Below are 22,891 nucleotides of genomic sequence, written 5' to 3' on the forward strand. Positions count from 1 at the left end.
TTTTTTCCTGCTACGGTTTATTTCGCATCATCGCTAAACCAACAGATATTACGGGCAGCCATAATCAGCTCACCGGCTTTCTCATCGCTAAGCCCTTTAATACCTGCTAAATCGCTGATACCCTGCTCGGCAAGTTCTTCTAGCGTACACACACCAACTGCGGCTAGTTTGAATGCCATATCACGTTTTAGACCGGTCAAATTTAACAAGTCGTCAGCGGGTTTATGGTCGCCAAGACTTTCTTCTTGTGTCAGAGCCAGCGTGGTTAAGGCAGCTTTAGCGCGTTCGCGCAGTTTCTCAACCATATCTTTGTCAAAATCATCGATTGCCAGCAACTCTTTCATCGGCACGTAGGCCAATTCTTCCAAAGAAGAAAAACCTTCTTCGACTAAAATAGTGGCGAACTGTTCATCTACATCAAGATATTTGGTAAAAATACTCATAGTGGCATGGGTTTCGGCGTAGTTTTTTGCTTTAAGCTTATCCTCCGTTATGACATCTAATACCCATTTGGGAGCGTTTTCGTCTTTTCCGTAATTTATGAGAGCTGTAGCCAAACGTACGTTCTGGCCATTACGACCAATCGCTTGTGCCAGATTATCAGCTTTAACCGCTACGTCTATGGTATGTTTGTCTTCATCGACCACAATTGATTCGACATCGGCTGGTGCCATGGCATTAACGACAAACTTGGTAAACTCATCATCCCACAAAACGACATCAATACGCTCACCACATAGCTCTTTGGAGACAACCTGAACACGGGCCCCGCGCATACCAACACAGGCACCCACAGGATCGATACGTTTATCTTTAGTTTTCACAGCGATTTTAGCGCGGGAAGCTGGCTCACGGGCAGCTGCCTTAATTTCGATTATTCCTTCACCAATTTCTGGCACTTCAATACGGAACAGTTCAATCAACATTTCAGGGCGTGAGCGGCTAACGAACAGCTGAGGGCCACGTGCTTCAGGGCGGATATCATACAGGACACCACGAATACGGTCGCCAGGACGGATGTTCTCACGTGGTAACTTATCTTCACGACAGATAACAGCTTCAGCGTTGTTGCCATTTTTGACGAGTTCCAGGGTAATGTTGTCATGACCCACCTTTTTAACGACAGCAGTCACAATTGTACTTAAATCTTTACGATATTGTTCCGCTATCATCGCTCGCTCAGCTTCGCGCATTTTTTGTACAATAACCTGCTTGGCCGTTTGGGTGGTGATACGATCAAAAGCGACAGACTCAATTTGCTCTTCGATGTAATCATCCTGCTGGATAGTCGGATCTTCATATTGCGCGGCTTCTAGCGTGATCTCTCGGGTTGGCATGGTCACTTCACGAACAACTTTCCAACGACGGAAAGTATCGAAGTCGCCTGTTTTACGATCGATTTCAATGCGCACGTCAATTTCTTGTTCATATTTTTTTTTGGTCGCTGTCGCTAGAGCTGTTTCTAATGCTTCAAACACCTTCTCGGCTGGAAGGGCTTTCTCATTGGAAACTGCTTCTACAACAGCCAGAACCTCTTTGTTCATCCTCGTTGCCTCGTCCAAATTTTAAAAATGGGGTACCAGGTTCGCTTTTTGGATATTGCTTAGTGCGAACACTTCATCTTTTCCATTGACGTCCCCGGATGAATTCGATGCCAACCAATTCGTGACCTAAAGCTTCGACTGGTGCTGAAATTATCTCTGTTAATTTTTGTTCAAATGTGGACAAGCCCACCCCCAAGACATAAAAAAAGGGCCTGACAGCCCAGTGGTTCGACAGAACGCAAAAATAGATGGATATAAATCGTTACATACTATCAATAATACATTTTCATAAGCTACTGCAATCCACCCGAGCCTGCATGTTGACTCACATGACAAGCGATGGCTTAGCAAAAAATCCACGATCATGTTTCTGACAAAAATTTTTTTCAAACTTGTAAGCGAAAGTTGTCGAATAGGGCATTTGAAAAAAACATTTCAAAGAAATGGTTGCGGGAGCCGGATTTGAACCGACGACCTTCGGGTTATGAGCCCGACGAGCTACCAAACTGCTCCATCCCGCGTTTGAAAACGTGGCAAATACTACGTCGATAACCGAGGAAAAGCAAGCTATCTCTACGACTTGGTACCGAGGACGGGATTTGAACCCGTAAGCCCAGCTGGGCACTACCACCTCAAGGTAGCGTGTCTACCAATTTCACCACCTCGGTACTGACATGATTTGAAAAACTTCACCACAATCACATTGATCACTGTGGGATATCGTTGCCTGGTTTTGGTGGCGTATCCGCTTGCTCATTCTTGGCAGGCTGACCCAGATTTTCCCACTCACTCCCCTTGTGATGCTGTTCAGTGCTCATATTTCCCAATATCAGGCTGACAACGAAGAACAGCGTCGCCAATATAGCCGTCATTCGGGTCATAAAATTACCGGAACCATTAGACCCGAAGAGAGTCGCAGAAGCACCTGCTCCGAATGAAGCACCTACATCCGCACCTTTACCTTGTTGCAACATGATAAGCGCGACCAGTCCCATCGCAATCAACAGGAAAAATACCAGAAGAGCCTCATACATAGTTGTACCCATATCATTGCGAGTTTACCGCATTTAACCCACTTAAACCGGTGCGAATACTAACCAAAGCGTTTAATCCGCGCAAGAGCAATTTCATCGCTAACGTTTATTTGCAGAAAAAAACGTCATGTTATTTAATTGCATTATCATTCTCTAGCGGCAGTTTCCTCATTTTTTTCGTTTACCGAAAACAATCAACCCACCGTTTTTACCACTTTCGTGATACGGTCGGCGAGAGATTTTATTGTTTCTTCGTCTTTATTACCTTCAACCATGATTCGAATTAATGGCTCTGTGCCTGACTTACGTAATAATACACGCCCCTGTCCTGCTAACTCAGTTTCAACTTGTTGGGTTATTTCGGTAACTTCTGCTGATTCTAGAGGGTTATGATCTCCACTGAAATGTACATTTACCAAAACCTGCGGCCATAATTGCATATCGCGGCAAAGGTCATACAAACTTTTGTTATTGCGTACCATAGCAGCAAGTATTTGTAAACCTGCCACAATACCATCACCCGTAGTCGTTTTATCTAGCAAGATCACATGACCGGAATTTTCCGCACCGATACGCCAACCCTTTTCTTGCATTTTTTTTAATACATAACGATCGCCAACTTTTGCACGTGTAAAGGGGATACTCCGTTGCTTAAGAGCCAGCTCTAGCCCCATATTACTCATCAAGGTACCTACGACTCCTCCCTTCAATTGTCCTTGATTCAATTCTTCATTAGCAATGATGTAGATAATTTGGTCACCATCAACCTTATTACCCAAATTATCAACCATTATCAAACGATCACCATCACCATCAAACGCCAAACCGACATCTGCTTTTTTAGCACGAACTTGCTTTTGTAACATACGGGTGTCGGTTGCACCGCATTTTTCATTGATATTCATGCCATCAGGTTCACAGCCGATGGGAATAACCGTTGCGCCCAGCTCACGTAATACACTGGGTGCAATGTGGTAGGTTGCGCCATGTGCGCAATCGACGACTATTGTTAAGTTATTCAAGCTGAGTTCACTAGGAAAAGTCCCTTTACAAAATTCGATATAACGTCCTGCCGCATCAACGATCCGGCTGGCTTTACCTAACTCTGCAGAAGGAACACAGGTAAGAGGCTCTTCCATTGCAGTTTCAATGGCTGCTTCCACGTTATCAGGTAATTTTTTGCCATCGATAGAAAAAAATTTAATGCCGTTATCATCAAAAGGATTATGAGAAGCTGAAATCACGATACCGGCCTCGGCACGGAAAGTACGGGTTAGATAAGCCACGGCGGGTGTGGGCATAGGACCGGTAAATGCCGCCGATAACCCCGCAGCGGATAAACCTGCCTCGAGTGCGGATTCCAACATGTAACCAGAAATACGGGTATCTTTGCCGATAATGATTTTACGGGAGCCATGCTGTCGTGCCAGTACTTTCCCTGCCGCCCATCCGAGCTTCAATACAAAGTCAGGTGTAATCGGCTTGTTACCCACTTTGCCACGAATACCATCTGTACCAAAGTATTTACGGTTACTCATAATTTATTTTATTCCTTCTCAGAAAGTGCTGCTCTAACAATACACATTGCTTCGACGGTTTCTTGCACATCATGCACTCTAATAATTTTAGCCCCCGACATTGCCGCAATAACTGCACAGGCAACGCTGCCGGTGACCCGCTGCTTCGGGGGAACACCGAGTAGCATTTGTCCAACCATCGATTTCCGTGACATGCCTACCAATAGTGGCAAATTAAAATGATGAAATTTTTCTAAATGCGTCAATAGTCGGTAATTATGCGCCAATGTTTTGCCAAAACCGAAGCCAGGATCGAGTAATAATTTATTTTTTGCGATACCTGCCGCAATACAGCTATCAATACGCTGCTGAAAAAAATCATCAATCTCGGTCAGTAGATCCTCATAGTGCGGTGATTGTTGCATATGTTTTGGATTCCCTTGCATATGCATTAGACAAATGGGCAAATCGGTTGAAGCAGCAGCCTCTAATGCACCTAGTCCTTGTAGTGCACGCACATCGTTGATCAAATGAGCACCGGCTTTAGCGGCTTCAGTGATAACTTGTGCTTTATAGGTATCAACCGACAGCCAAATTTTTAAATCGGTTGCCAGGGGCGCCAGGTGTTCCACGACGGGGATAACGCGATCAAGTTCTTCTTGCTCACTCACTGATTTTGCCCCTGGGCGAGTGGATTCACCACCAATATCAATCAGTGTTGCACCTGCTGTGATCATGGCTTGGGCATGTTTTAACGCTTTATCGAGGTCATTGTGCTGCCCACCATCGGAAAAGGAGTCTGGTGTTACATTTAAAATACCCATCACTTGTGGTTGGCAAAGATCTAAGGTCAAGTTCCTGGCAGTTAACTGCATATGATTTCACTTTATAGAGGGGAAATGCGGGAATAGGGTGTTTTATACATTAAAATTTTTACGGAATCTACGTGTGCAAATATTCAACACAAGTTATTTCATACATTAGACGTTTTGCAAAACCTACTATGTGCTTGCAAACACGTGCCGTAAATTCTGGGTTACGTGGTGCTCGCAATCCTCAGTATTACACTGGCCCCAGGCGCCTCGACTTCTCAGCACTCACCATGGTTTCGCAAGAAATCTATTGAGTTCCTGTGGGAAAGGAAGACTAGGGCACATTGACTGTGGCCAGGGATTGGTCGCTTTAAACAATCACATTAGTAGGCCATGATTTTGACGATAAAGGCTTCGATGAGATCTTGATGACAGAGATTAGGAGCTTCTGGCTGATTGATTCATTAACACAACGACACAACTGGTTGCGGGAGCCGGATTTGAACCGACGACCTTCGGGTTATGAGCCCGACGAGCTACCAAACTGCTCCATCCCGCGTTCGAATGTGCGCACTATACCTTGGATCAGATCTGTTGCAAGTGCTTTTACCATTTAATTTGTATAAAAAATTTTTTTTTGATGTTTCTACCCTTTTTTGTTCTCTTCTTCTACGATGAGATTCGCATAATTTTTTAGTTTCCCCAATTCCTTTGTTGATAGCCATTTGCTATCTTGCTCTGACTTATAGGCATAGGCAATATATAATGAACAGGTATTCGCATAAATATTTACTTAGTAGGCTTGTTATTTCCATATTTATTTTTCTATTGGCAGGATGCCAATCATACCCCTCTGATCGTGGGCAACAATATGGAAACCAGCGCCTAAGTCAGTCACTGACGTGGGTGAGAGAATCGAATGCGAAAGGTAAGCCAGTTAATGTAAAAAGCTATCTTGAACAGATTGCGGCGATTAATCAATCGTCGCCACGTCTGTACAACGGTAACGGGGAGACATTTAATGCAGTACAAAAATGGTTAGAGTCTGGAGGGGATAGCCACAGGCTGAGTCAATTTGGTTTGCATGCTTATCAGATGGCCGGTGTTGATGGTTTCGGAAATGTGCAATTTACCGGTTACTACACCCCGATAGTGGAGGCTCGGCGCACGCCACAAGGTAAATTCCGTTACCCTCTGTACGCTATGCCACCGAAGGGAAAAGAGAAGCTTCCTCACCGTCAGGCTATCTATGCTGGTGTCTTAGATAAGCATGATGTGGCTATAGCCTTTACGAATTCACTGATCGATAACTTTATTATGGAAGTTCAAGGCAGTGGTTATGTTGATTTTGGTGATGGTAAGCCACTCACCTTCTTTGCATTCGCCGGTAAAAATGGTTATACCTATCGCAGTATTGGTAAGGTGTTAACCGATAGTGGTGAAATCGCACTAGCTGATATGTCGACACAGGCAATTCGCCATTGGGCTGCAACCCATAGTGAAGCTGAACTGAAGGAACTCTTGATACAGAATCCTTCTTTTGTCTTTTTTCAACCAATTATGGATGCCCCAGTAAAAGGAGCCAGCGCTGTCCCCTTAATTGCGCAGGCTTCGGTAGCCTCCGATCCTTCTCTCATTCCAGCAGGAACGACATTGCTGGCAGAAATTCCCTTATTGGATCAGCAAGGAAAATTTACTGGAAAATATCAAATGCGTTTGATGGTATCTCTGGATGTTGGTGGGGCTATCAAAGGGCATCATCTTGATATATATCAGGGGATAGGTAATGAAGCAGCGCATGAAGCGGGTTTCTATAATCATTATGGTCGCGTCTGGGTATTGAAATGACGGATCAATTTTATAATGAAGTGGATCAAGATCGATTTGGTGGTATTGCACGACTGTATGGCCAGCAGGCACAAGCGTTGTTTTCACGGGTACATGTTTGTGTGATTGGTATCGGTGGTGTTGGATCATGGGCGGCTGAAGCATTGGCACGTACTGGCATTGGTACCATCACCTTGGTAGATATGGATGATGTTTGTATTACCAACACCAATCGCCAAAATCATGCTCTGCGTCAAAACATCGGGCAGGTTAAAACAGCGGTTATGGAGCAACGTATTTTGGCTATTAATCCTAAATGCCAAGTACATTGTATCTACAACTTTGTTACACCAGATAATGTAGTCGACATCTTGGATCGAAATTTTAGCTATGTTATTGACGCAATAGATAGCGTTCGTCCTAAGGCCGCTTTATTGGCGCATTGTCGGCGTTATAAAATTCCGGTGGTTACAACGGGAGGAGCCGGAGGACAGATTGATCCTACTCGTATAATGGTTGTTGATTTGGCTAAAACCATCCGGGATCCTCTTGCGGCTAAGTTACGGGAAAGACTGAAATATAATTTCAATATAGTAAAAAATAGTAAAGGTAAATTGCGAATTGATTGCGTATCCTCTAGTGAACCACTGATGTATCCGCAAATAGATGGTAGTGTATGCCCCTCCCGCCCCTCTGCCACAGGGACAAAACGGATGGACTGTACGACAGGACTGGGCGCGAGTACAATGGTCACGGCGACTTTTGGTTTTATTGCCGTGGCCCATGTTCTGAAAAAAATGATAGCTAAATCTATGCGTGAGGCCGAGGCCAAATAACAGCGTTCAAGATGGATGCTATGAAAGGATGAGGCGATAGTAGACTTCTTGCAAAACCGTAGCGAGTGCTGCGAAGCCAGGTGCCTCGGGAGCAGTAAGCACGGTGTACATGCGAATACATGAAGACTGCAAGCACCACGTAACGCGGAATTTGCAGCACGTAGTAGCTTTGCAAGAAGTCTAGTGTCTTGTTCTACTCGATGTACTAGGGCAGAGTACCAAAACCAAGAAAAACCCGAGATGAAAAAGCGACCTCCTTAGATTTCTTCGACTCCTTCGATTTTAGACAACAGCTGCCCCAAGCGTTCCTGTAAAACATGCTCTTCTCGCTTCAGTTGCTCATTTTTCTCAGCCTGAGTACGGTTTTGTTCCTTTAATTCTTCAATTTCCATTTTCAACAAAGTAATAGTATCAATAGTTTGCTGAACTTTCGCTTCCAATTTTTCAAATACTTCAAATGCCATCGTTCATCCCCTTAGTGATCGCCAGGTATATAGCCAGTTTATAACGGTAACAAACGATTTAACGTTGTAACCGCTGCGAAATTCATTACTCTAAATAACAAGCGTCATTTTTAATGCACATCTTCACTGTAGACAACACAGTTTGATGGAAAAGATTGTATGTAGCCAACGCACTTCTGTCTAGATACATACTGACACAAAGCCTACTCTAGGGTAATTTACTGCTTATGACCATCACACAGACACTTATCATCATCTAAAGCATAGTTTATTAGAAAACATTATTAATCACGTGAGACAAAAATACCTGTTCGATCACATTTTAGGTTCCACTATTACACAAACCGGTACATTTTTATGATGAAGTATACAGATTTTTATAATATTACTTCTTATTTTTGTTTGTTAACGATAAATTTACATCGCTTTCTCTAGTATGACATTATTGAAGAAAAGAGAGCGAAGAATGCTACCGTTTACACTCTACTTCTAGCTAGGACACTGCAATGAGCGAAACCAGCCCTGCCTTAAAAAATCAATGTATTGCGGAGTTTCTTGGTACGGCTTTACTTATATTTTTCGGCGTGGGTTGTGTCGCGTCGTTGAAATTGGCGGGAGCCAGTTTCAGTCAGTGGGAAGTAAGTGTTATCTGGGGTATGGGAGTTGCCATGGCGATCTATTTAACAGCAGCTATTTCTGGAGCACATCTTAATCCAGCAGTCACTGTTGCGTTGTGGTTGTTTGCCTGTTTCGAACGCCATAAGGTTATTCCCTACGTTCTGGCACAGATAGCCGGTGCATTTTGTGGCGCCGCTGTCGTTTATGGTATGTATTACAATCTATTCATCGATTTTGAACAAACCCATCATATATTACGTGGTAGTACAGAAAACCTTGATTTAGCCGCTATTTTTTCTACTTATCCGAATCCGCATCTCTCTGTTCTCCAAGCTTTTATCGTAGAAACCATCATCACCGCTATTTTAATGTGTATGATTTTGGCTTTGACTGATGACGGTAACGGTATTCCACGTGGTCCATTGGCTCCGTTACTTATTGGTATCCTGATTGCGGTAATTGGTGCTTCTGTTGGTTCCCTTACGGGTTTTGCCTTAAACCCGGCACGTGATTTTGGCGCTAAGATTTTTGCTTATTTAGCAGGATGGGGAGATATCGTTTTTACTGGAGGACGTGATATTCCTTACTTCCTGGTTCCCATTTTTGCACCTATCGTCGGTGCGTTACTAGGGGCATTAGTTTACCGTGCGTTAATTGGTCGTCATCTGCCGCTCTGCTATATTTGTCAGGAAGAAAAAAAACCACCAGCCCAATAAATTTTTCAGATTTCACAAACAGCATATCAACAGGATTATCATGACAACAGATAATATCACTGAGAAAAAATACATTGTTGCGCTCGATCAAGGCACCACCAGTTCAAGAGCCATAGTGTTAGATCACGATACTAATATTATCGGTATTTCCCAACGGGAATTGAGCCAGATTTATCCAAAAGCAGGCTGGGTTGAACATGATCCCATGCAAATTTGGGCAACACAAAGCTCTACGCTGGTGGAAGTGCTAGCGAAAACGGATATTAGCCCTTGTCAAATAGCGGGTATCGGCATCACTAATCAGCGTGAAACAACTATTGTCTGGGAAAAAGACACTGGTAAGCCTATTTATAATGCCATTGTATGGCAGTGTCGCCGTACTGCCGATATCTGTGAAGAACTAAAAAGAAAAAGTGGGCTTGAGAAGAAGATACGCGATAAAACGGGTCTGATAGTTGATCCTTATTTCTCCGGTACTAAGCTGAAGTGGATCCTCGATAACGTGGAAGGGGCGCGTAAACGTGCTGAAGCAGGTGAATTATTATTCGGTACCGTTGATACTTGGCTGGTATGGAAAATGACGCAGGGGCAAGGGCAGGATCAGTTGCATATAACAGATTATACCAATGCATCACGTACCATGATGTTTAACATCCATGAAAAAAAATGGGATAGTGAATTATTGGCAGCGTTGGATATTCCCGAAGAGATGTTACCTGAAGTGCGTCATTCTTCTGAGATTTATGGAAAAACGAGTATCGGTGGTGAAGGTAATACGTCCATTGCTATTGCTGGGATCGCAGGAGATCAACAGGCTGCGTTGTTCGGACAGCTCTGTGTACAACCGGGGATGGCAAAAAATACTTACGGTACTGGCTGTTTCTTGCTGATGAACACCGGCATCAAAGCGGAACAATCCAACCACGGGTTGCTAACAACTATCGCTTGCGGGGCAAAAGGCGAAATTAATTATGCTCTCGAAGGTGCCGTATTCATCGGAGGTGCTGCTATTCAATGGTTACGTGACGAATTAAAATTTATCATTGATCCCGAGGATTCGGAATATTTTGCCAATAAAGTTAAAGACAGCAATGGTGTTTATGTGGTGCCGGCTTTCACGGGTTTAGGAGCACCTTATTGGGACCCCTACGCCCGTGGCGCAATTTTTGGTATGACCCGAGGCGTAAATCGCAGCCATATTATTCGAGCTACGTTGGAATCTATCGCTTACCAAACCCGTGACGTATTAGAAGCGATGCAGGCTGATGCAGATACTCAATTAAAATTTCTACGCGTGGATGGTGGAGCGGTAGCCAATAATTTTTTGATGCAATTCCAGGCCGATATTCTGGGGACTTCTGTTGATCGCCCCGCAGTATGCGAAAGCACAGCGTTAGGTGCCGCATTCCTGGCGGGTCTTTCCACCGAGTTTTGGCAGGATTTAGAAGAAGTGAAAAGTAAGGCGCCAACTGAACGGCAGTTCCGCCCAAATATGAAGGTTACCGAACGAGAGGGACTTTACAACGGTTGGAAAAAAGCGGTGGCTCGTGCTCAATCCTGGGAAGAACACGACTAAACAAGAGCGATAAAGATTGTTTGCAAAATCTACTCCGCAGCATGAGCGGCTACCCTTCCTGTTGCCGTATACGCTTAGCCAGAGGCAACCAACAGAGTAAAATTAGTGTTGCCATGCTAAACATCAATAATCCGAGACTAAATTGTCCAGTCTGCGGCAACATTGCTGATAAACCGGTTGCCAGCCCCGATCCCACATTCTGTAATCCGCCCACCAAAGCACCGGTCGCACCTGCAAGGTAAGGAAATGGTTCCATTGCGCCCGTTGTTGCCAATGGGAACAACATACCGGCCCCAAAAAAAAACAAGGCGGCGGGTACGAGTAGTGTCCAAACATTCATGATGCCAAACCAGCTAGGGATCCACATCATCAATCCGGCCAATAAACAGCTTATCACCGCATACCACATCAAACTATAGAAAGTTTTATTGTCGCGCCCGGCATACCAGGCACCCAAAAATGCGGCTGGGATAGGTAGAATAAATAGGATACTCACCTTGATACTGCTTAACCCTAGTACCCCGCTCATCAGAACACCGACACTGGCTTCAAAAACCGCAATCCCTGCCAAGGCACCAATCAACATCACCAGATAACGACTAAATAATCCATTGGATAATAAGCGGTAAAAACTCGCTAACATACGTTGTTTTTCTGTCTGTTGAGGACGGGTTTCCGGCAACCAGCGGAACATACAATAAGCGACCACACTGCATAGCAATAGCAAGAAGGCATAGCAGGCACGCCAACCAAACCAACTCGCTAGAACACCGCCAATGAGTGGAGCTAATAGCGGGCTGACCAAAATACCCATATTCAGCAAGCTATTGGCATAACGTAATGTTGTACCGGCATACAGATCGCGGGGCATGGTACGAGCCATCACCCCAGCCACTCCTGTCCCCATTCCCTGTAGTGCGCTAGCGAGCACCAGTATACTCAGGCTATTGGCAAGTGAGGCACCCAGTGCCCCGCAGATAAAAATCATCATGCCAACTAGGATCACTGGTCGACGCCCTATCCGATCAGACAAAGGGCCATAAAGTAATTGAGAGCAACCATAAGTCAGTAAATAGGCTGACATGACTCGTTGTACTACTCCGGTACGTACCGAAAAATGATGAGCAATTTCAGCAATCACAGGAACATAGATAGTCTGTGCCATTTGCCCCACAGCAATCAGCATGATTAGCATAATCAGTAGGTGAAAATTTTCTATTTTTCTCATTAGACTGTCTCGCGAGAGCTGAAAGCGACTTGGAATTTGTAGGTGAAATTGAAGCACACTTGGCATCATTAGTAAGTTAGGGAAGATTAGCTTGTTAAAGGACACTTGTTGGCAATAATCCCTTTGCGTACTAAATATCGATAGGGTAATTGTTCCGTATGCTGTGCCAATAACTGATGCTCCATAAAACGACAAAATCCGGGAATATCACGAGTTGTAGCGGGATCATCGGCAATAATCAATAAAGTTTGTCCACAGTCCATATGACGCACGGTTTTACGCACCATCATTACCGGCTCAGGGCAACGCATTCCCAGAGTATTAATAACTTTGTCGGGATTAGCAAAAGGGTCTGCCATTTTTATTTTCTCGTTACATCAATAGATGAAGATTAACCGATCGGATCACTAGCCGCGATAATCGCGCAACTATTCCATATTATCGTTATTACTTCCAGTCATTATCTGGCGCAATTGCCAATCCCCCTAAGGCTTCAATCATATTTTGAATTAGAACTGCCAGTTCGTCGGTCATTAGGATACAATCAGCGGCGAAACGTTGAGCAAAATCTTTGTTGTCAATATCATCATTCTGCTTATGTAGGGTGTCGACGAATTTTAAGCGTTTTAATGAGCCGTCGTTACCCAATACAAACTGTATCTTTTCTCTCCAATTTAATGCCAACTTAGTGACTCGCTTGCCTGCTTCTATATGTGCCGCAATTTCATTGCTGGCAAGATCTTGTTGCTTACAACGGATTAGGCCGCCATCTTCCCCAGATGCTTTCAACTCAGCTTCATACATGAGTGTGAAATTTGCAGGGAGGTTTTCAGATCGCACCCATTCAGTCAACGTTAACTCAACTGGGTTTTTTAATGTCAAAGGGACTACGGGTAAAGAACCGAGACTCTTACGTAATAGCGCCAGAATATCTTCTGCTCGTTTAGCACTAGCGGTATTGACCATGATTAGATTATTAATTGTATCAATCCATAGCAGCGTCTGGTCAAAACGACTAAAGGCACGTGGTAATAGGCCATGTAGAACTTCATCTTTAAGTGATTCTTTTTCTGTTTTTTTAATTTTACGCTGTTTTTCTGTTTCAAAATGATCGATTTTGGTTTTTAATTCTCTTTTAACTACTGTAGATGGAATGATTTTTTCTTCTCTGGCTGCGCAGATAAAAATCTGACCACGAGCATGATGTACTAGTGCATTACTGCGTGTGCCCATTGGCGATATCCAACCCATTTTTGTTATGTCCTGACTGCTACAGGGGATAAAGCTGAAATTGCTTAACTGTTTTTCCATTTGCTCCGCAGGCAATGAAGTTTGCTGCTTCAAACGATAAATCATTAAATTTTTAAACCACGGCATAGGTGAATTCCAGGTTTGCACACTCAGGGTGTATGGTTGATTAAATGCAACAGAGCATGGTAACGAATCCTGGATAAAATAGTAAAATTAATTCGTAGACAAAAATAAAAATGGGTCTAGCCGGCACCGTCGGTGTTGTTTGACCCCACCACTTACTCAATGCAAGTATTTAACACTCTACTATTATCTCTTGTTCTTGCTAGTATCTGATTGGCTTCAGGAAAACACCATAATTATACAAAGTCATGTTACAGAATGAGGCGTTATAGTAATTTTGATTAGGTAGTAAAGATTATTTAGTGTAAGGGATAATTAAATGCTAACACCAGGGGCATTTATTATCTTGGTTGGGTTTGTTTGATGTAATGGTTTGTAATTGAAGTGGTTTGGTTTTTGTTGTAAGAAAACATGATGTTCTTTTGTAAAAAGTGTGCTGGCCGATTAGTGATTGTGTTGTGGATCATGCGGCTGGTGCAGTTTTTATTGTTTAATATCTTATGTAAGTTTGCCTGTTAGACTTTTGTCCTTAAAATGAGTATAAACATATAATAATTACGATAAATGAATTCGTTATCACTGCTTTTTCTTTTGCATATTTTACTACTCTATCCTATTCGTTCAGGCATATTGTTAAATAATTATTTGTAGACTATCTACAATGGGCTAAGGATGTGTGCTGGAAGAAGATATATCAATAAAGCTGAGAGCTGATACATTTTGTAAAAGTGAAATATGCTGGTGATCGACCTTTGCTTAACCCAATACTGTCTAAATAGTATTTTTTGACGTGGATTTAGACTAAATAAACACTTGAAATCTCAATATGACTAGAGTAATTTTTCGTCCTGACTTTATGATAGGGATCTAAAATGGCTGAAATCAACCAACCAACTTCAATGAGTGGAGCACAGAGTTGCCCTACCGACCTTTCTCTGCAGCTTATTTCGTTGTGTGATAGTAGTAGTGATCCGTGGGCGATTAAAGATAATCAATCACGCTATCTGTATGGAAACGATGCCTACATGGCGTTATTAAATCTAAAAAAAGGATTTAATATCAAATATTTAACAGATAAACAGATACCTCATGATAGTGCGGGATCTGCACTTTATTTCGAAGAACTTGATCGCAAGGTTCAGGAATCGAAACAACATGTATTCTCACTGAATATTTATCCTTTCGGAACTGAAGAAATAATTCAACCCTATATCTGTGAGAAGTCTCCTTTTTATAGTGAAGATGGCAAATGTATGGGTGTTATTTTACATGCTAAAAAATTGCAGGTTTTTTCTGCTATACAGTATCTCAATAAGACATTATTTAATGTAGAGAAGAAGCTTGATCTTACTAAAGATCCTTCTCTGGAGGTGAATCCAGTTTCTGACGATATTAATTGTAATTTGTTCACCGATAAAGAACTTGAAGTAATATTTTTCCTACAGCAGAAAAAACCGAAACCACTGACGAGTAAAGCCATTGCTGAAATATTAGGTCTTTCCTGTAGAACAGTAGAAAATAAATTGTGCAGTATGTATCGAAAAGCTAAAGTTTGTACATCAGGTGAGTTTAAAGAATATTGTAAGAAAAATGGCTTTGATAAATATAACCAGTCAAAATCGACAACCTTACCTAGTGATATTTTTATTTCTACGACTAATCGTTGCAGTCTAAGATAAAAGCGGCTCCATCAATAGCCATTTACCCGCGCTACATGCTTTATTTTGTATACAGTTTGATTTGGGACGGTACCCACTGAAAATCTAAAGGTACCGTCCAGTGTCTGATTGTATTCAGCCGAGTTTTGGGCCCGCAGCAGACAGTAATGCTTCTCCTGCTGCTGTATCGGTATATTTATCAAAATTAACGATAAAGCGTCGTGCTAAATCTTCAGCTTCTTGTTGCCATTTTTCGTAGGATATGTGTGTGTTCCGTGGATCGAGAATCAAGGGATCAACACCCTGTAATGTTTCTGGTATCTCGAGATTGAAGATTGGCAAAGTGGTAAAATTGGTTATTTTATCAATTTCGCCGTTTAGGATGGCGTCAATAATAGCGCGGGTGTCTTTGATAGAAATACGTTCACCTCTACCATTCCATCCGGTATTAACCAAGTAGGCCTGTGCGCCCACCGCCTGCATCCGTTTTACCAACACTTCTGCATACTGTGTTGGATGAAGCAGCAAGAAAGCGGCACCGAAGCAGGCAGAAAAAGTAGGGGTAGGTTCAGTGATACCACGTTCAGTACCTGCTAACTTGGCAGTAAAACCAGATAAAAAATGATATTGGGTTTGGTCCGTGTTCAAGCGGGAAACCGGAGGTAGAACCCCAAAAGCATCGGCTGTTAAAAAGATCACTTTTTTCGCATGTCCGGCTTTTGATATTGGTTTCACAATGTTTTTTATATGATAAATCGGGTAGGAAACACGGGTATTTTCGGTTTTTGAACTGTCATTGAAATCGACTTGCGCATTTGCCTGTACTCCGACGTTTTCCAGTAACGCATCACGTTTGATGGCATGGTAAATATCTGGCTCGGCTTCCACTGATAAATTAATAGTTTTGGCGTAACAACCCCCTTCAAAATTAAACACACCGTCATCATCCCAACCGTGCTCATCATCACCAATTAGCTCACGTTTTGGGTCAGTGGATAAGGTCGTTTTACCTGTGCCAGATAAACCGAAGAAAACAGCGACGTCCCCTTTCTTGCCAACATTAGCGGAACAATGCATCGAGGCAATGCCTTGTAACGGTAAAAGATAGTTCATTATTGAGAACATACCCTTTTTCATCTCACCGTCGTACCAGGTGCCGCCAATTAGTTGCATACGTTCAGTCAGATTGAAAGCGACGAAATTTTCTGAATTAAGCTGCTGTTTTCTCCATTGTGGGTTAGTGCATTTTGCGCCGTTCATCACAATAAAATCAGCTTTGAATTGTGCTAATTCTTCGTCAGATGGACGGATAAACATATTTTTGACGAAATGAGCTTGCCAAGCGACTTCTGTGATAAAACGAACTTGCAGACGACTTTTACGGTTAGCACCACAAAAAGCATCGACGACAAACAGACGCTTTCCCGATAATTGCTGGGTGACTAATCCTTTTAAATGCTGCCAGGTTTCCTGGCTCAGTGGCTTGTTGTCGTTTTTACCTTTATTTCTATCAGCCCACCATAGGGTATCGTTTGTTATATCGTCACGGACGATATATTTATCTTTGGGTGATCGACCCGTAAAGATACCGGTGTCGACAGCAACTGCACCCGATGAAGTAACAGTACCACGTTCATAGCCTTCTAGTCCTGAAGAGGTTTCCTCTTCGAATAATAACGTATAACTTGGATTGTATACAATTTCATCGACATTCTCGATACCATAGGTAGCGAGTTCCTGGGAGGTGATGCCTTCAAACTTCATTATTGTAACTCCTGAACCATCAGCTTATTATTGTAAATCTTCGACTCCAATTAACCGCAATAGTTATCAAATATTTTAATATCAAACCTACCGTTTGTTAGTTTATGAGAGCTAGCTCACTATTCCGTATTTTTTTCGGTAATTTTCTACAGCACTCCAGTTATCAGTCATCTCAGGTTTTTCTTTGAGATAACTGATCAAATCGTCCAAGGTGACAATGGAAATGACTTGGCAGTGATAATTTTGCTCAACCTCCTGAATGGCTGACATTTCGCTGTTACCTCGTTCCTGTCGATCTAGGGAAACCATTACGCCAGCTAATGAAGCATTGTGGGCAGCAATAACGGCCATCGCTTCACGAATTGCGGTACCCGCGGTGATCACATCATCGATTAGCATCACTCTTCCTTGTAACGGACTCCCCACTAAACGACCACCTTCACCGTGATCTTTGGTTTCTTTGCGATTAAAGCAATAAGGGACATCCCGTTTATGATCATTTGCTAACGCGACTGTGGTCGCAGTGGCAATTGGGATGCCCTTGTAAGCGGGTCCGAACACTAAATCAAATTGAATATTAGAGTTCATCAAAGCTGTCGCGTAGAAACGCCCTAATTCCGCCAAATCTTTTCCGGTATTAAACAGTCCGGCATTAAAAAAATAGGGACTGACTCGCCCCGATTTCAGGTTGAACTCACCAAATTTCAAAACCTGTTTACGGAGTGAAAATTCGATAAAATCGCGTTGATAGTCTTGCATTACAATACGTTCCTCTCTTAGAGTCTGTTCGAAATCTATTATGTTAGCGGATACTTCGTCAAAAATAGGCTCAAAATGCTCATTTACTGCCTTTTGTTGTATACAAAGCGTAACTGCGCTTTTTCGCCTATTTTTTCCTCGTCTGAGCGTCACTCATAACGATTTCGAGCAAGCCCTGACAGGACTACTGCTCCAATGCCGTTCTTTGTGCCTGGAAAATAGTCGCTACACCGTTACGAGCCAGTTCTAGCAATGTCAGTAGCTCTTCTTGGCTGAATGGATTGCGTTCTGCCGTACCCTGTACTTCGATCATCCTGCCATCTTCGATCATCACTACATTCATATCAGTTTCAGCGATGGAATCTTCTTCATATTCCAGATCGCAACGTGCTTCACCTTCAACGATCCCGACGGAAACGGCAGCCACCAATCCTGTCTGTGGGTTAGTTTTCAACTTATCGTTGTCAAGCAACCTGTTCAGCGCGTCGAACAACGCGACGCAGGCACCACTGATTGCTGCTGTACGAGTGCCTCCATCTGCTTGGAGTACATCACAATCGATCGTAATAGTACGTTCCCCGAGTTTTTTAAGGTCAACGGCAGCACGTAGCGAACGAGCAATCAGGCGCTGGATTTCTAGCGTACGCCCTCCTTGTTTGCCCTTAGCCGCTTCACGGGGATTACGAATATGGGTAGCACGCGGTAACATGCCGTACTCAGCTGTAATCCAGCCTTGCCCCTGGCCTTTGAGAAAACGTGGAATGCCCTCTTCGATCGTAGCGGTACATAACACCTTGGTATCACCAAATTCAACCAACACCGAACCTTCTGCATATTTTGTGTAACGACGGGTGAAGGTTAAAGGGCGTATTTGTTGTATTGTTCGACCTACTCGAGGCATTGATTTTCTCCGGTTTTTCGTCTACACCCTCGTCAGTATTATATGGCTGACACGATTTCTTCTGTATGGGGATTAACGGTTAGTGTATAAAATAATGACTTTGCTCTCTGTTGAACAAAAATAAATTGTAATGTTTATTTGCGACGCCAGGTCGTTCCTTGTGGCCGATCCTCTAACACCACGTTCATCTCATCTAACTGACGTCGAGCAGAATCTGCCAGCGCCCAATTTTTATTGCTGCGGGCAGTATCACGTTGTTGAATCAATGCGTCAATTTTAGCAATTGTATGATTATCAATCTGTTCACCATTTTGTAAGAAATGTTCGGGATCTCGTGTCAATAAGCCAAGAACTGACGCCATATTACGCAATTCTGTAGCTAACCCACTGGCGGCTGCGTGATCTTTTTTCTTCAAACGATTTACTTCACGGGCGATATCAAACAATACGGAATAAGCCTCTGGTGTATTAAAATCATCATCCATCGCATCACGGAAACGTGTGACAAAATCTTCGCCACCGGCAGCGACAGCATTAGCATCCGTACCTCGTAAAGCAATGTACAAGCGTTCAAGAGCCGTGTGTGCTAGTTTTAAATTTTCTGCGTTATAGTGAAGCTGGCTGCGGTAGTGGGCAGACATGAGAAAGTAACGTACAGTTTCTGCATCGTAGTTGGTGAGCAGATCACGAATGGTAAAAAAATTATTCAGCGATTTCGACATTTTGTTTTTGTCGATCATCACCATACCGGTATGCATCCAATAATTGACATAGGAACCACCGTGAGCACAGGTAGATTGCGCGATTTCATTTTCATGGTGGGGGAACATAAGATCCGCGCCACCGCCATGAATATCAAAATGCGTGCCCAACTGTTTACTATTCATTGCTGAACATTCAATGTGCCAACCAGGACGCCCCTTCCCCCAAGGAGACTCCCAGCTTGGGTCACCCGGATTGGACATTTTCCACAATATAAAATCCATCGGATTGCGTTTTACGTCGGCTATTTCTACACGTGCCCCCGCTTGTAATTGCTCCAAATCCTGACGAGAGAGTAAACCGTAATCAGGAGCGCTGTCCACAGCAAAGATCACATCACCATTGGCTGCAATATAAGCATGTTGGCGTTCAATCAATTTCTGGATTAGGACGATAATTTCTGCGATATGGTGCGTGGCTCGTGGTTCTTTATCAGGAGGCAGTAAATTCAATGCTTCGAAGTCATGGTGCATTTCCGCCAGCATCCGCGTAGTAAGTTGTTGACAACTTTCATTATTTTTAGCAGCACGTTTGATTATTTTATCATCAATATCGGTCACATTTCGAACATAAATCAAGGAATAGCCCAAATAGCGCAAATAGCGTGCGATAACATCGAAGGAAACAAAAGTACGTCCGTGCCCAATATGACATAAGTCATAAATAGTGATACCACATACATACATACCGATTTTTCCTGCATGGATCGGCTTAAATTCTTCTTTTTCACGACTTAAAGTATTAAAAATTTTTAACATTGGGAAGTCCGTTAGTCGAGGTTCTTAACTTACTGGGATTGAAACTACCAGGATAAATTAAAACGCCAGCTTAATGCTGGCGTTTTAACGAGTTAACCCTATATTTTTTGCTCAACTTACCCTGTATGTTGTTCACTACCTTCATATACAAGTACATCACTGTCGCTACGTTTTGGCACTACAGCTGCACAGGTATTCTGACAGCATAGCTTACTCTTGTGCAACTACAGTCACCGTCAGTCGCGCAGACACATCCTGGGCTACCTGGATGTGAATTTCATGCACACCCAAGCTACGTATAGCAAGCTTATCTTTCAGACGCACTTCTTTTTTACTCACAGGAACACCGGCCGTGGTTATCGCTTGCGCGATATCATTACTGCCGATAGATCCAAACAATTTATCATTTGCCCCAACTTTCGCTTCGAGGGTGACATTGCCTAATTTCTCGAATTCATCGACACGATCTCTGGCTTTGGCCTGATTTTTAGCTAATTCAGCTTCCATTCTGGCACGGAGTGTGTCGAAATTCTCTATGTTTTTCTTGGTTGCCTGTACCGCTTTTCCTTGTGGAATGAGAAAGTTACGGGCATAGCCCGTTTTTACATTAACCTTATCACCCAGAATGCCCAGTTTTTTTACTTCATTAATTTTTACTTCTTCAAGCAGAATGACTTCCATTACTTTATCCTCATTAAAGTCATTAGTAGACTGGCCTAATTACTGATGGCTGTCAGTGTAAGGCAATAAAGACAAGTAGCGTGCAAGTTTGATGGCACTGGCAAGCTGACGTTGGAATTTAGCACGAGTACCAGTGATACGGCTTGGTACTATCTTACCACTCTCGGTGATATAATTTTTCAGCATGCTGATGTCTTTATAGTCGATCTTTTTAATGCCTTCCGCGGTGAAACGGCAATACTTGCGACGACGGTAATAATGACGTGACATTTAGCTAATCTCCAGAATTTATCAATTCAATTTGCTCGGCATGCAGAACCAGTTTATTTAGCCCATTACGCCCTTGATGGCAGCTAATAAAACCCTGCACGGTTAACTGAATACCGACCGTTATACTGTGAGTTAATGCATGTGATCGATGTCCGCTGACGATAACCGGCATATGACACCATGTTTGTCGGCTCAATCCAGCTTCCTGCTGCTGTGAACGGTGCTCGAGCACGAACTGGCAGTGCGGAATACCAGCAGGACTGACATTCCGAATGGGGAATTTACATACAATGCCAGAAAGCACCACCCGATTGATTATCGCCACGGTGCTTACTCTTCAGGATCCCCAACATCTGCCTCATCATTGTTTTCTATAGCGAAGTCAGGACGCTCACGGCGCTCATCTTTTGCTTTCGTCATTGGCGATGCTTCGGTTACCGCATTCTTAACACGCATAACCATGTTGCGGATAACGGCATCGTTGAAGCGGAAATTAGTTTCCAACTCATTGATTGTTTCTTGTGGCGCTTCAACGTTCAACAAAACGTAGTGGGCTTTGTGCAATTTATTGATCGGATAAGCTAGTTGACGGCGACCCCAGTCTTCCAGACGATGAATTTGACCAGCAGCTTTAGCGATGATAGCGCTATAACGCTCGATCATGCCTGGAACCTGTTCGCTTTGATCAGGATGAACCATAAAAATGATTTCATAATGACGCATAGAATTGTGCTCCTTACGGATTATTCAGCCTCCTGATTAGGGTCAACCGCCAACCCATAGAGGCAAGGAACTTGTTTATGTGCGGCTGAAAAACGACGCGTAACTATACTTGGACAGTACAGAAAACTCAAGGAAAGGTGAAAGCTTATTCAGGATCTCCGTTTGCTACTTGTGTGCTCACGAACTCGCAATAATTATTTTTTATTCCGGTAATACGGCACCATCCTTCTTTTTCTACGACAGGATCAAGGATAAAACTTCCCTGGTACGCCTGTGCAACAGTGAGAGCCTGAGAAGCCAGGACGCCGGAAAGCCCCAGATGACCACAGCTTAGTGTGTTTATCAGTGGTGCCAGTTCACGCAAAGGTGCCGCTAAAATATTAGCGACCACTACATCAGCGGATAAATCTGCCGGTTGATCTTTGGCCAGATACAGTTCCAGATTTTCTGCAACGCCGTTACGCTGTGCATTATCCCGGCTCGCTTGAATTGCCTGAGGATCGATATCAATACCAATGGCACGTACAGCACCGAGTTTTAACGCTGCAATCGCGAGAATGCCCGAGCCACAACCGAAGTCGATAACCGTTTTATCTGTCAGATCCAAGCCATCGAGCCATTGTAAACATAATGAAGTTGTGGGATGAGTACCCGTACCAAATGCCAAACCAGGGTCTAACATCACGTTGACTGCATTGGGATCGGGTATGTCTTTCCAACTTGGGCAAATCCACAGGCGTTGACCAAAACACATAGGATGAAAATTATCCATCCATTCGCGTTCCCAATCTTTATCTTCAATTTGTTCAATTTTATGAATAAAATTTTTATTGAATCGATCCTGTCCTGCTAGCGCGGCAATAATTTTCGCCATATCGGTTTCAGCGTCGTACAAACCAATCACATCAGTATTTCCCCAAAGTCGGGTCTCTCCAGGTAATGGTTCAAATATCGGGTTGTCGTAAGTATCTTGAAAAGTGATAGCAAGCGCTCCATTCTCAAGCAATGTATTGCTAAGCGACTCAGCATGATCGCTTGAGGTATTTATTTTAAGCTGTATCCAGGGCAT

At 43.2% G+C, this 22,891-nt stretch carries 21 protein-coding genes, 3 tRNA genes and 2 pseudogenes; 5 read left to right on the forward strand and 21 right to left on the reverse strand.

Annotated features, from left to right (window positions below):
* Positions 1-17: 17 nt before the first annotated feature.
* From nusA to AAHH42_RS03625, 8 genes and pseudogenes are all read right to left on the reverse strand, one after another.
* Entirely contained in the window at positions 18-1,544 is a 1,527-nt protein-coding gene (gene nusA / locus AAHH42_RS03590; RefSeq protein ID WP_342221697.1) for a transcription termination factor NusA, read from the reverse strand.
* An 88-nt stretch (positions 1,545-1,632) separates the two neighbouring features.
* A pseudogene (locus AAHH42_RS03595) lies at positions 1,633-1,728 on the reverse strand (ribosome maturation factor RimP); the annotation flags it as partial.
* A 260-nt stretch (positions 1,729-1,988) separates the two neighbouring features.
* Positions 1,989-2,065: transfer RNA gene (locus AAHH42_RS03600), tRNA-Met, on the reverse strand.
* Between the two features lie 60 nt (positions 2,066-2,125).
* Positions 2,126-2,212: transfer RNA gene (locus AAHH42_RS03605), tRNA-Leu, on the reverse strand.
* 39 nt (positions 2,213-2,251) lie between these two features.
* Positions 2,252-2,578, reverse strand: coding sequence for a preprotein translocase subunit SecG (gene secG / locus AAHH42_RS03610; protein ID WP_072549966.1), 327 nt, complete (start codon positions 2,576-2,578; stop codon positions 2,252-2,254).
* A 194-nt stretch (positions 2,579-2,772) separates the two neighbouring features.
* Positions 2,773-4,116, reverse strand: coding sequence for a phosphoglucosamine mutase (gene glmM, locus AAHH42_RS03615; RefSeq protein WP_072549965.1), 1,344 nt, complete (start codon positions 4,114-4,116; stop codon positions 2,773-2,775).
* 8 nt (positions 4,117-4,124) lie between these two features.
* Positions 4,125-4,970 carry a dihydropteroate synthase gene (gene folP / locus AAHH42_RS03620; protein ID WP_072549964.1) on the reverse strand — a complete coding sequence of 282 codons (846 nt, stop codon included), beginning with the start codon at positions 4,968-4,970 and terminating at the stop codon, positions 4,125-4,127.
* Positions 4,971-5,389: 419 nt separating this feature from the next.
* Positions 5,390-5,466: transfer RNA gene (locus AAHH42_RS03625), tRNA-Met, on the reverse strand.
* 206 nt (positions 5,467-5,672) lie between these two features.
* Here AAHH42_RS03625 and mltA point away from each other — a divergent pair.
* Positions 5,673-6,752: pseudogene (gene mltA, locus AAHH42_RS03630) on the forward strand (murein transglycosylase A); the annotation flags it as partial.
* Positions 6,752-7,570, forward strand: coding sequence for a tRNA cyclic N6-threonylcarbamoyladenosine(37) synthase TcdA (gene tcdA / locus AAHH42_RS03635; RefSeq protein WP_342221698.1), 819 nt, complete (start codon positions 6,752-6,754; stop codon positions 7,568-7,570). The pseudogene mltA and the gene tcdA, both read left to right, overlap by 1 nt.
* A gap of 257 nt (positions 7,571-7,827) precedes the next feature.
* Here tcdA and AAHH42_RS03640 read toward each other — a convergent pair whose 3' ends face one another.
* Complete coding sequence (locus tag AAHH42_RS03640; protein ID WP_072549962.1) at positions 7,828-8,034, reverse strand: cell division protein ZapB; 207 nt, start codon at positions 8,032-8,034, stop codon at positions 7,828-7,830.
* 506 nt (positions 8,035-8,540) lie between these two features.
* Here AAHH42_RS03640 and AAHH42_RS03645 point away from each other — a divergent pair.
* Both AAHH42_RS03645 and glpK read left to right on the forward strand, forming a co-directional pair.
* Positions 8,541-9,368 carry an MIP/aquaporin family protein gene (locus tag AAHH42_RS03645; RefSeq protein WP_072549961.1) on the forward strand — a complete coding sequence of 276 codons (828 nt, stop codon included), beginning with the start codon at positions 8,541-8,543 and terminating at the stop codon, positions 9,366-9,368.
* A 40-nt stretch (positions 9,369-9,408) separates the two neighbouring features.
* Complete coding sequence (gene glpK / locus AAHH42_RS03650; protein ID WP_342221699.1) at positions 9,409-10,944, forward strand: glycerol kinase GlpK; 1,536 nt, start codon at positions 9,409-9,411, stop codon at positions 10,942-10,944.
* A gap of 49 nt (positions 10,945-10,993) precedes the next feature.
* On the opposite strand, the gene emrD is transcribed toward glpK, so the two are convergent.
* From emrD to rdgC, 3 genes are all read right to left on the reverse strand, one after another.
* Positions 10,994-12,172 carry a multidrug efflux MFS transporter EmrD gene (gene emrD, locus AAHH42_RS03655; protein ID WP_342221700.1) on the reverse strand — a complete coding sequence of 393 codons (1,179 nt, stop codon included), beginning with the start codon at positions 12,170-12,172 and terminating at the stop codon, positions 10,994-10,996.
* An 86-nt stretch (positions 12,173-12,258) separates the two neighbouring features.
* Positions 12,259-12,531 (reverse strand): sulfurtransferase TusA, encoded by a 273-nt coding sequence (gene tusA, locus AAHH42_RS03660; protein ID WP_072549958.1) that lies wholly within the window; start codon positions 12,529-12,531, stop codon positions 12,259-12,261.
* An 88-nt stretch (positions 12,532-12,619) separates the two neighbouring features.
* Entirely contained in the window at positions 12,620-13,549 is a 930-nt protein-coding gene (gene rdgC / locus AAHH42_RS03665; RefSeq protein WP_072549957.1) for a recombination-associated protein RdgC, read from the reverse strand.
* Between the two features lie 869 nt (positions 13,550-14,418).
* On the opposite strand from rdgC, the gene AAHH42_RS03670 reads away from it, so the two are divergent.
* Complete coding sequence (locus AAHH42_RS03670) at positions 14,419-15,225, forward strand: helix-turn-helix transcriptional regulator (RefSeq protein WP_072549956.1); 807 nt, start codon at positions 14,419-14,421, stop codon at positions 15,223-15,225.
* Between the two features lie 114 nt (positions 15,226-15,339).
* On the opposite strand, the gene pckA is transcribed toward AAHH42_RS03670, so the two are convergent.
* From pckA to prmA, 9 genes are all read right to left on the reverse strand, one after another.
* On the reverse strand, positions 15,340-16,968 hold the full coding sequence (pckA, locus tag AAHH42_RS03675; RefSeq protein WP_342221701.1) for a phosphoenolpyruvate carboxykinase (ATP): 1,629 nt from the start codon (positions 16,966-16,968) through the stop codon (positions 15,340-15,342).
* A gap of 111 nt (positions 16,969-17,079) precedes the next feature.
* Positions 17,080-17,727: an orotate phosphoribosyltransferase gene (gene pyrE, locus AAHH42_RS03680; protein ID WP_072549954.1), complete on the reverse strand. Its 648-nt coding sequence runs from the start codon at positions 17,725-17,727 to the stop codon at positions 17,080-17,082.
* A gap of 184 nt (positions 17,728-17,911) precedes the next feature.
* The gene (gene rph / locus AAHH42_RS03685; RefSeq protein ID WP_342221702.1) at positions 17,912-18,628 is read right to left on the reverse strand and encodes a ribonuclease PH; all 717 of its coding nucleotides are present in this window, start codon (positions 18,626-18,628) and stop codon (positions 17,912-17,914) included.
* A gap of 134 nt (positions 18,629-18,762) precedes the next feature.
* Positions 18,763-20,148: a cysteine--tRNA ligase gene (cysS, locus tag AAHH42_RS03690; protein WP_072549953.1), complete on the reverse strand. Its 1,386-nt coding sequence runs from the start codon at positions 20,146-20,148 to the stop codon at positions 18,763-18,765.
* 210 nt (positions 20,149-20,358) lie between these two features.
* Positions 20,359-20,829, reverse strand: a complete 471-nt coding sequence (gene rplI / locus AAHH42_RS03695) for a 50S ribosomal protein L9 (protein WP_072549952.1) — start codon at positions 20,827-20,829, stop codon at positions 20,359-20,361.
* A 39-nt stretch (positions 20,830-20,868) separates the two neighbouring features.
* Entirely contained in the window at positions 20,869-21,099 is a 231-nt protein-coding gene (rpsR, locus tag AAHH42_RS03700; RefSeq protein WP_072549951.1) for a 30S ribosomal protein S18, read from the reverse strand.
* 4 nt (positions 21,100-21,103) lie between these two features.
* Positions 21,104-21,418: a primosomal replication protein N gene (gene priB, locus AAHH42_RS03705; protein ID WP_425286321.1), complete on the reverse strand. Its 315-nt coding sequence runs from the start codon at positions 21,416-21,418 to the stop codon at positions 21,104-21,106.
* A gap of 11 nt (positions 21,419-21,429) precedes the next feature.
* Complete coding sequence (gene rpsF, locus AAHH42_RS03710) at positions 21,430-21,822, reverse strand: 30S ribosomal protein S6 (RefSeq protein WP_072549950.1); 393 nt, start codon at positions 21,820-21,822, stop codon at positions 21,430-21,432.
* Between the two features lie 145 nt (positions 21,823-21,967).
* Positions 21,968-22,891, reverse strand: a complete 924-nt coding sequence (gene prmA, locus AAHH42_RS03715) for a 50S ribosomal protein L11 methyltransferase (protein ID WP_072549949.1) — start codon at positions 22,889-22,891, stop codon at positions 21,968-21,970.

The sequence above is a fragment of the Candidatus Fukatsuia endosymbiont of Tuberolachnus salignus genome, assembly GCF_964030845.1.
In the GTDB taxonomy this organism is placed as follows: domain Bacteria; phylum Pseudomonadota; class Gammaproteobacteria; order Enterobacterales; family Enterobacteriaceae; genus Fukatsuia; species Fukatsuia symbiotica.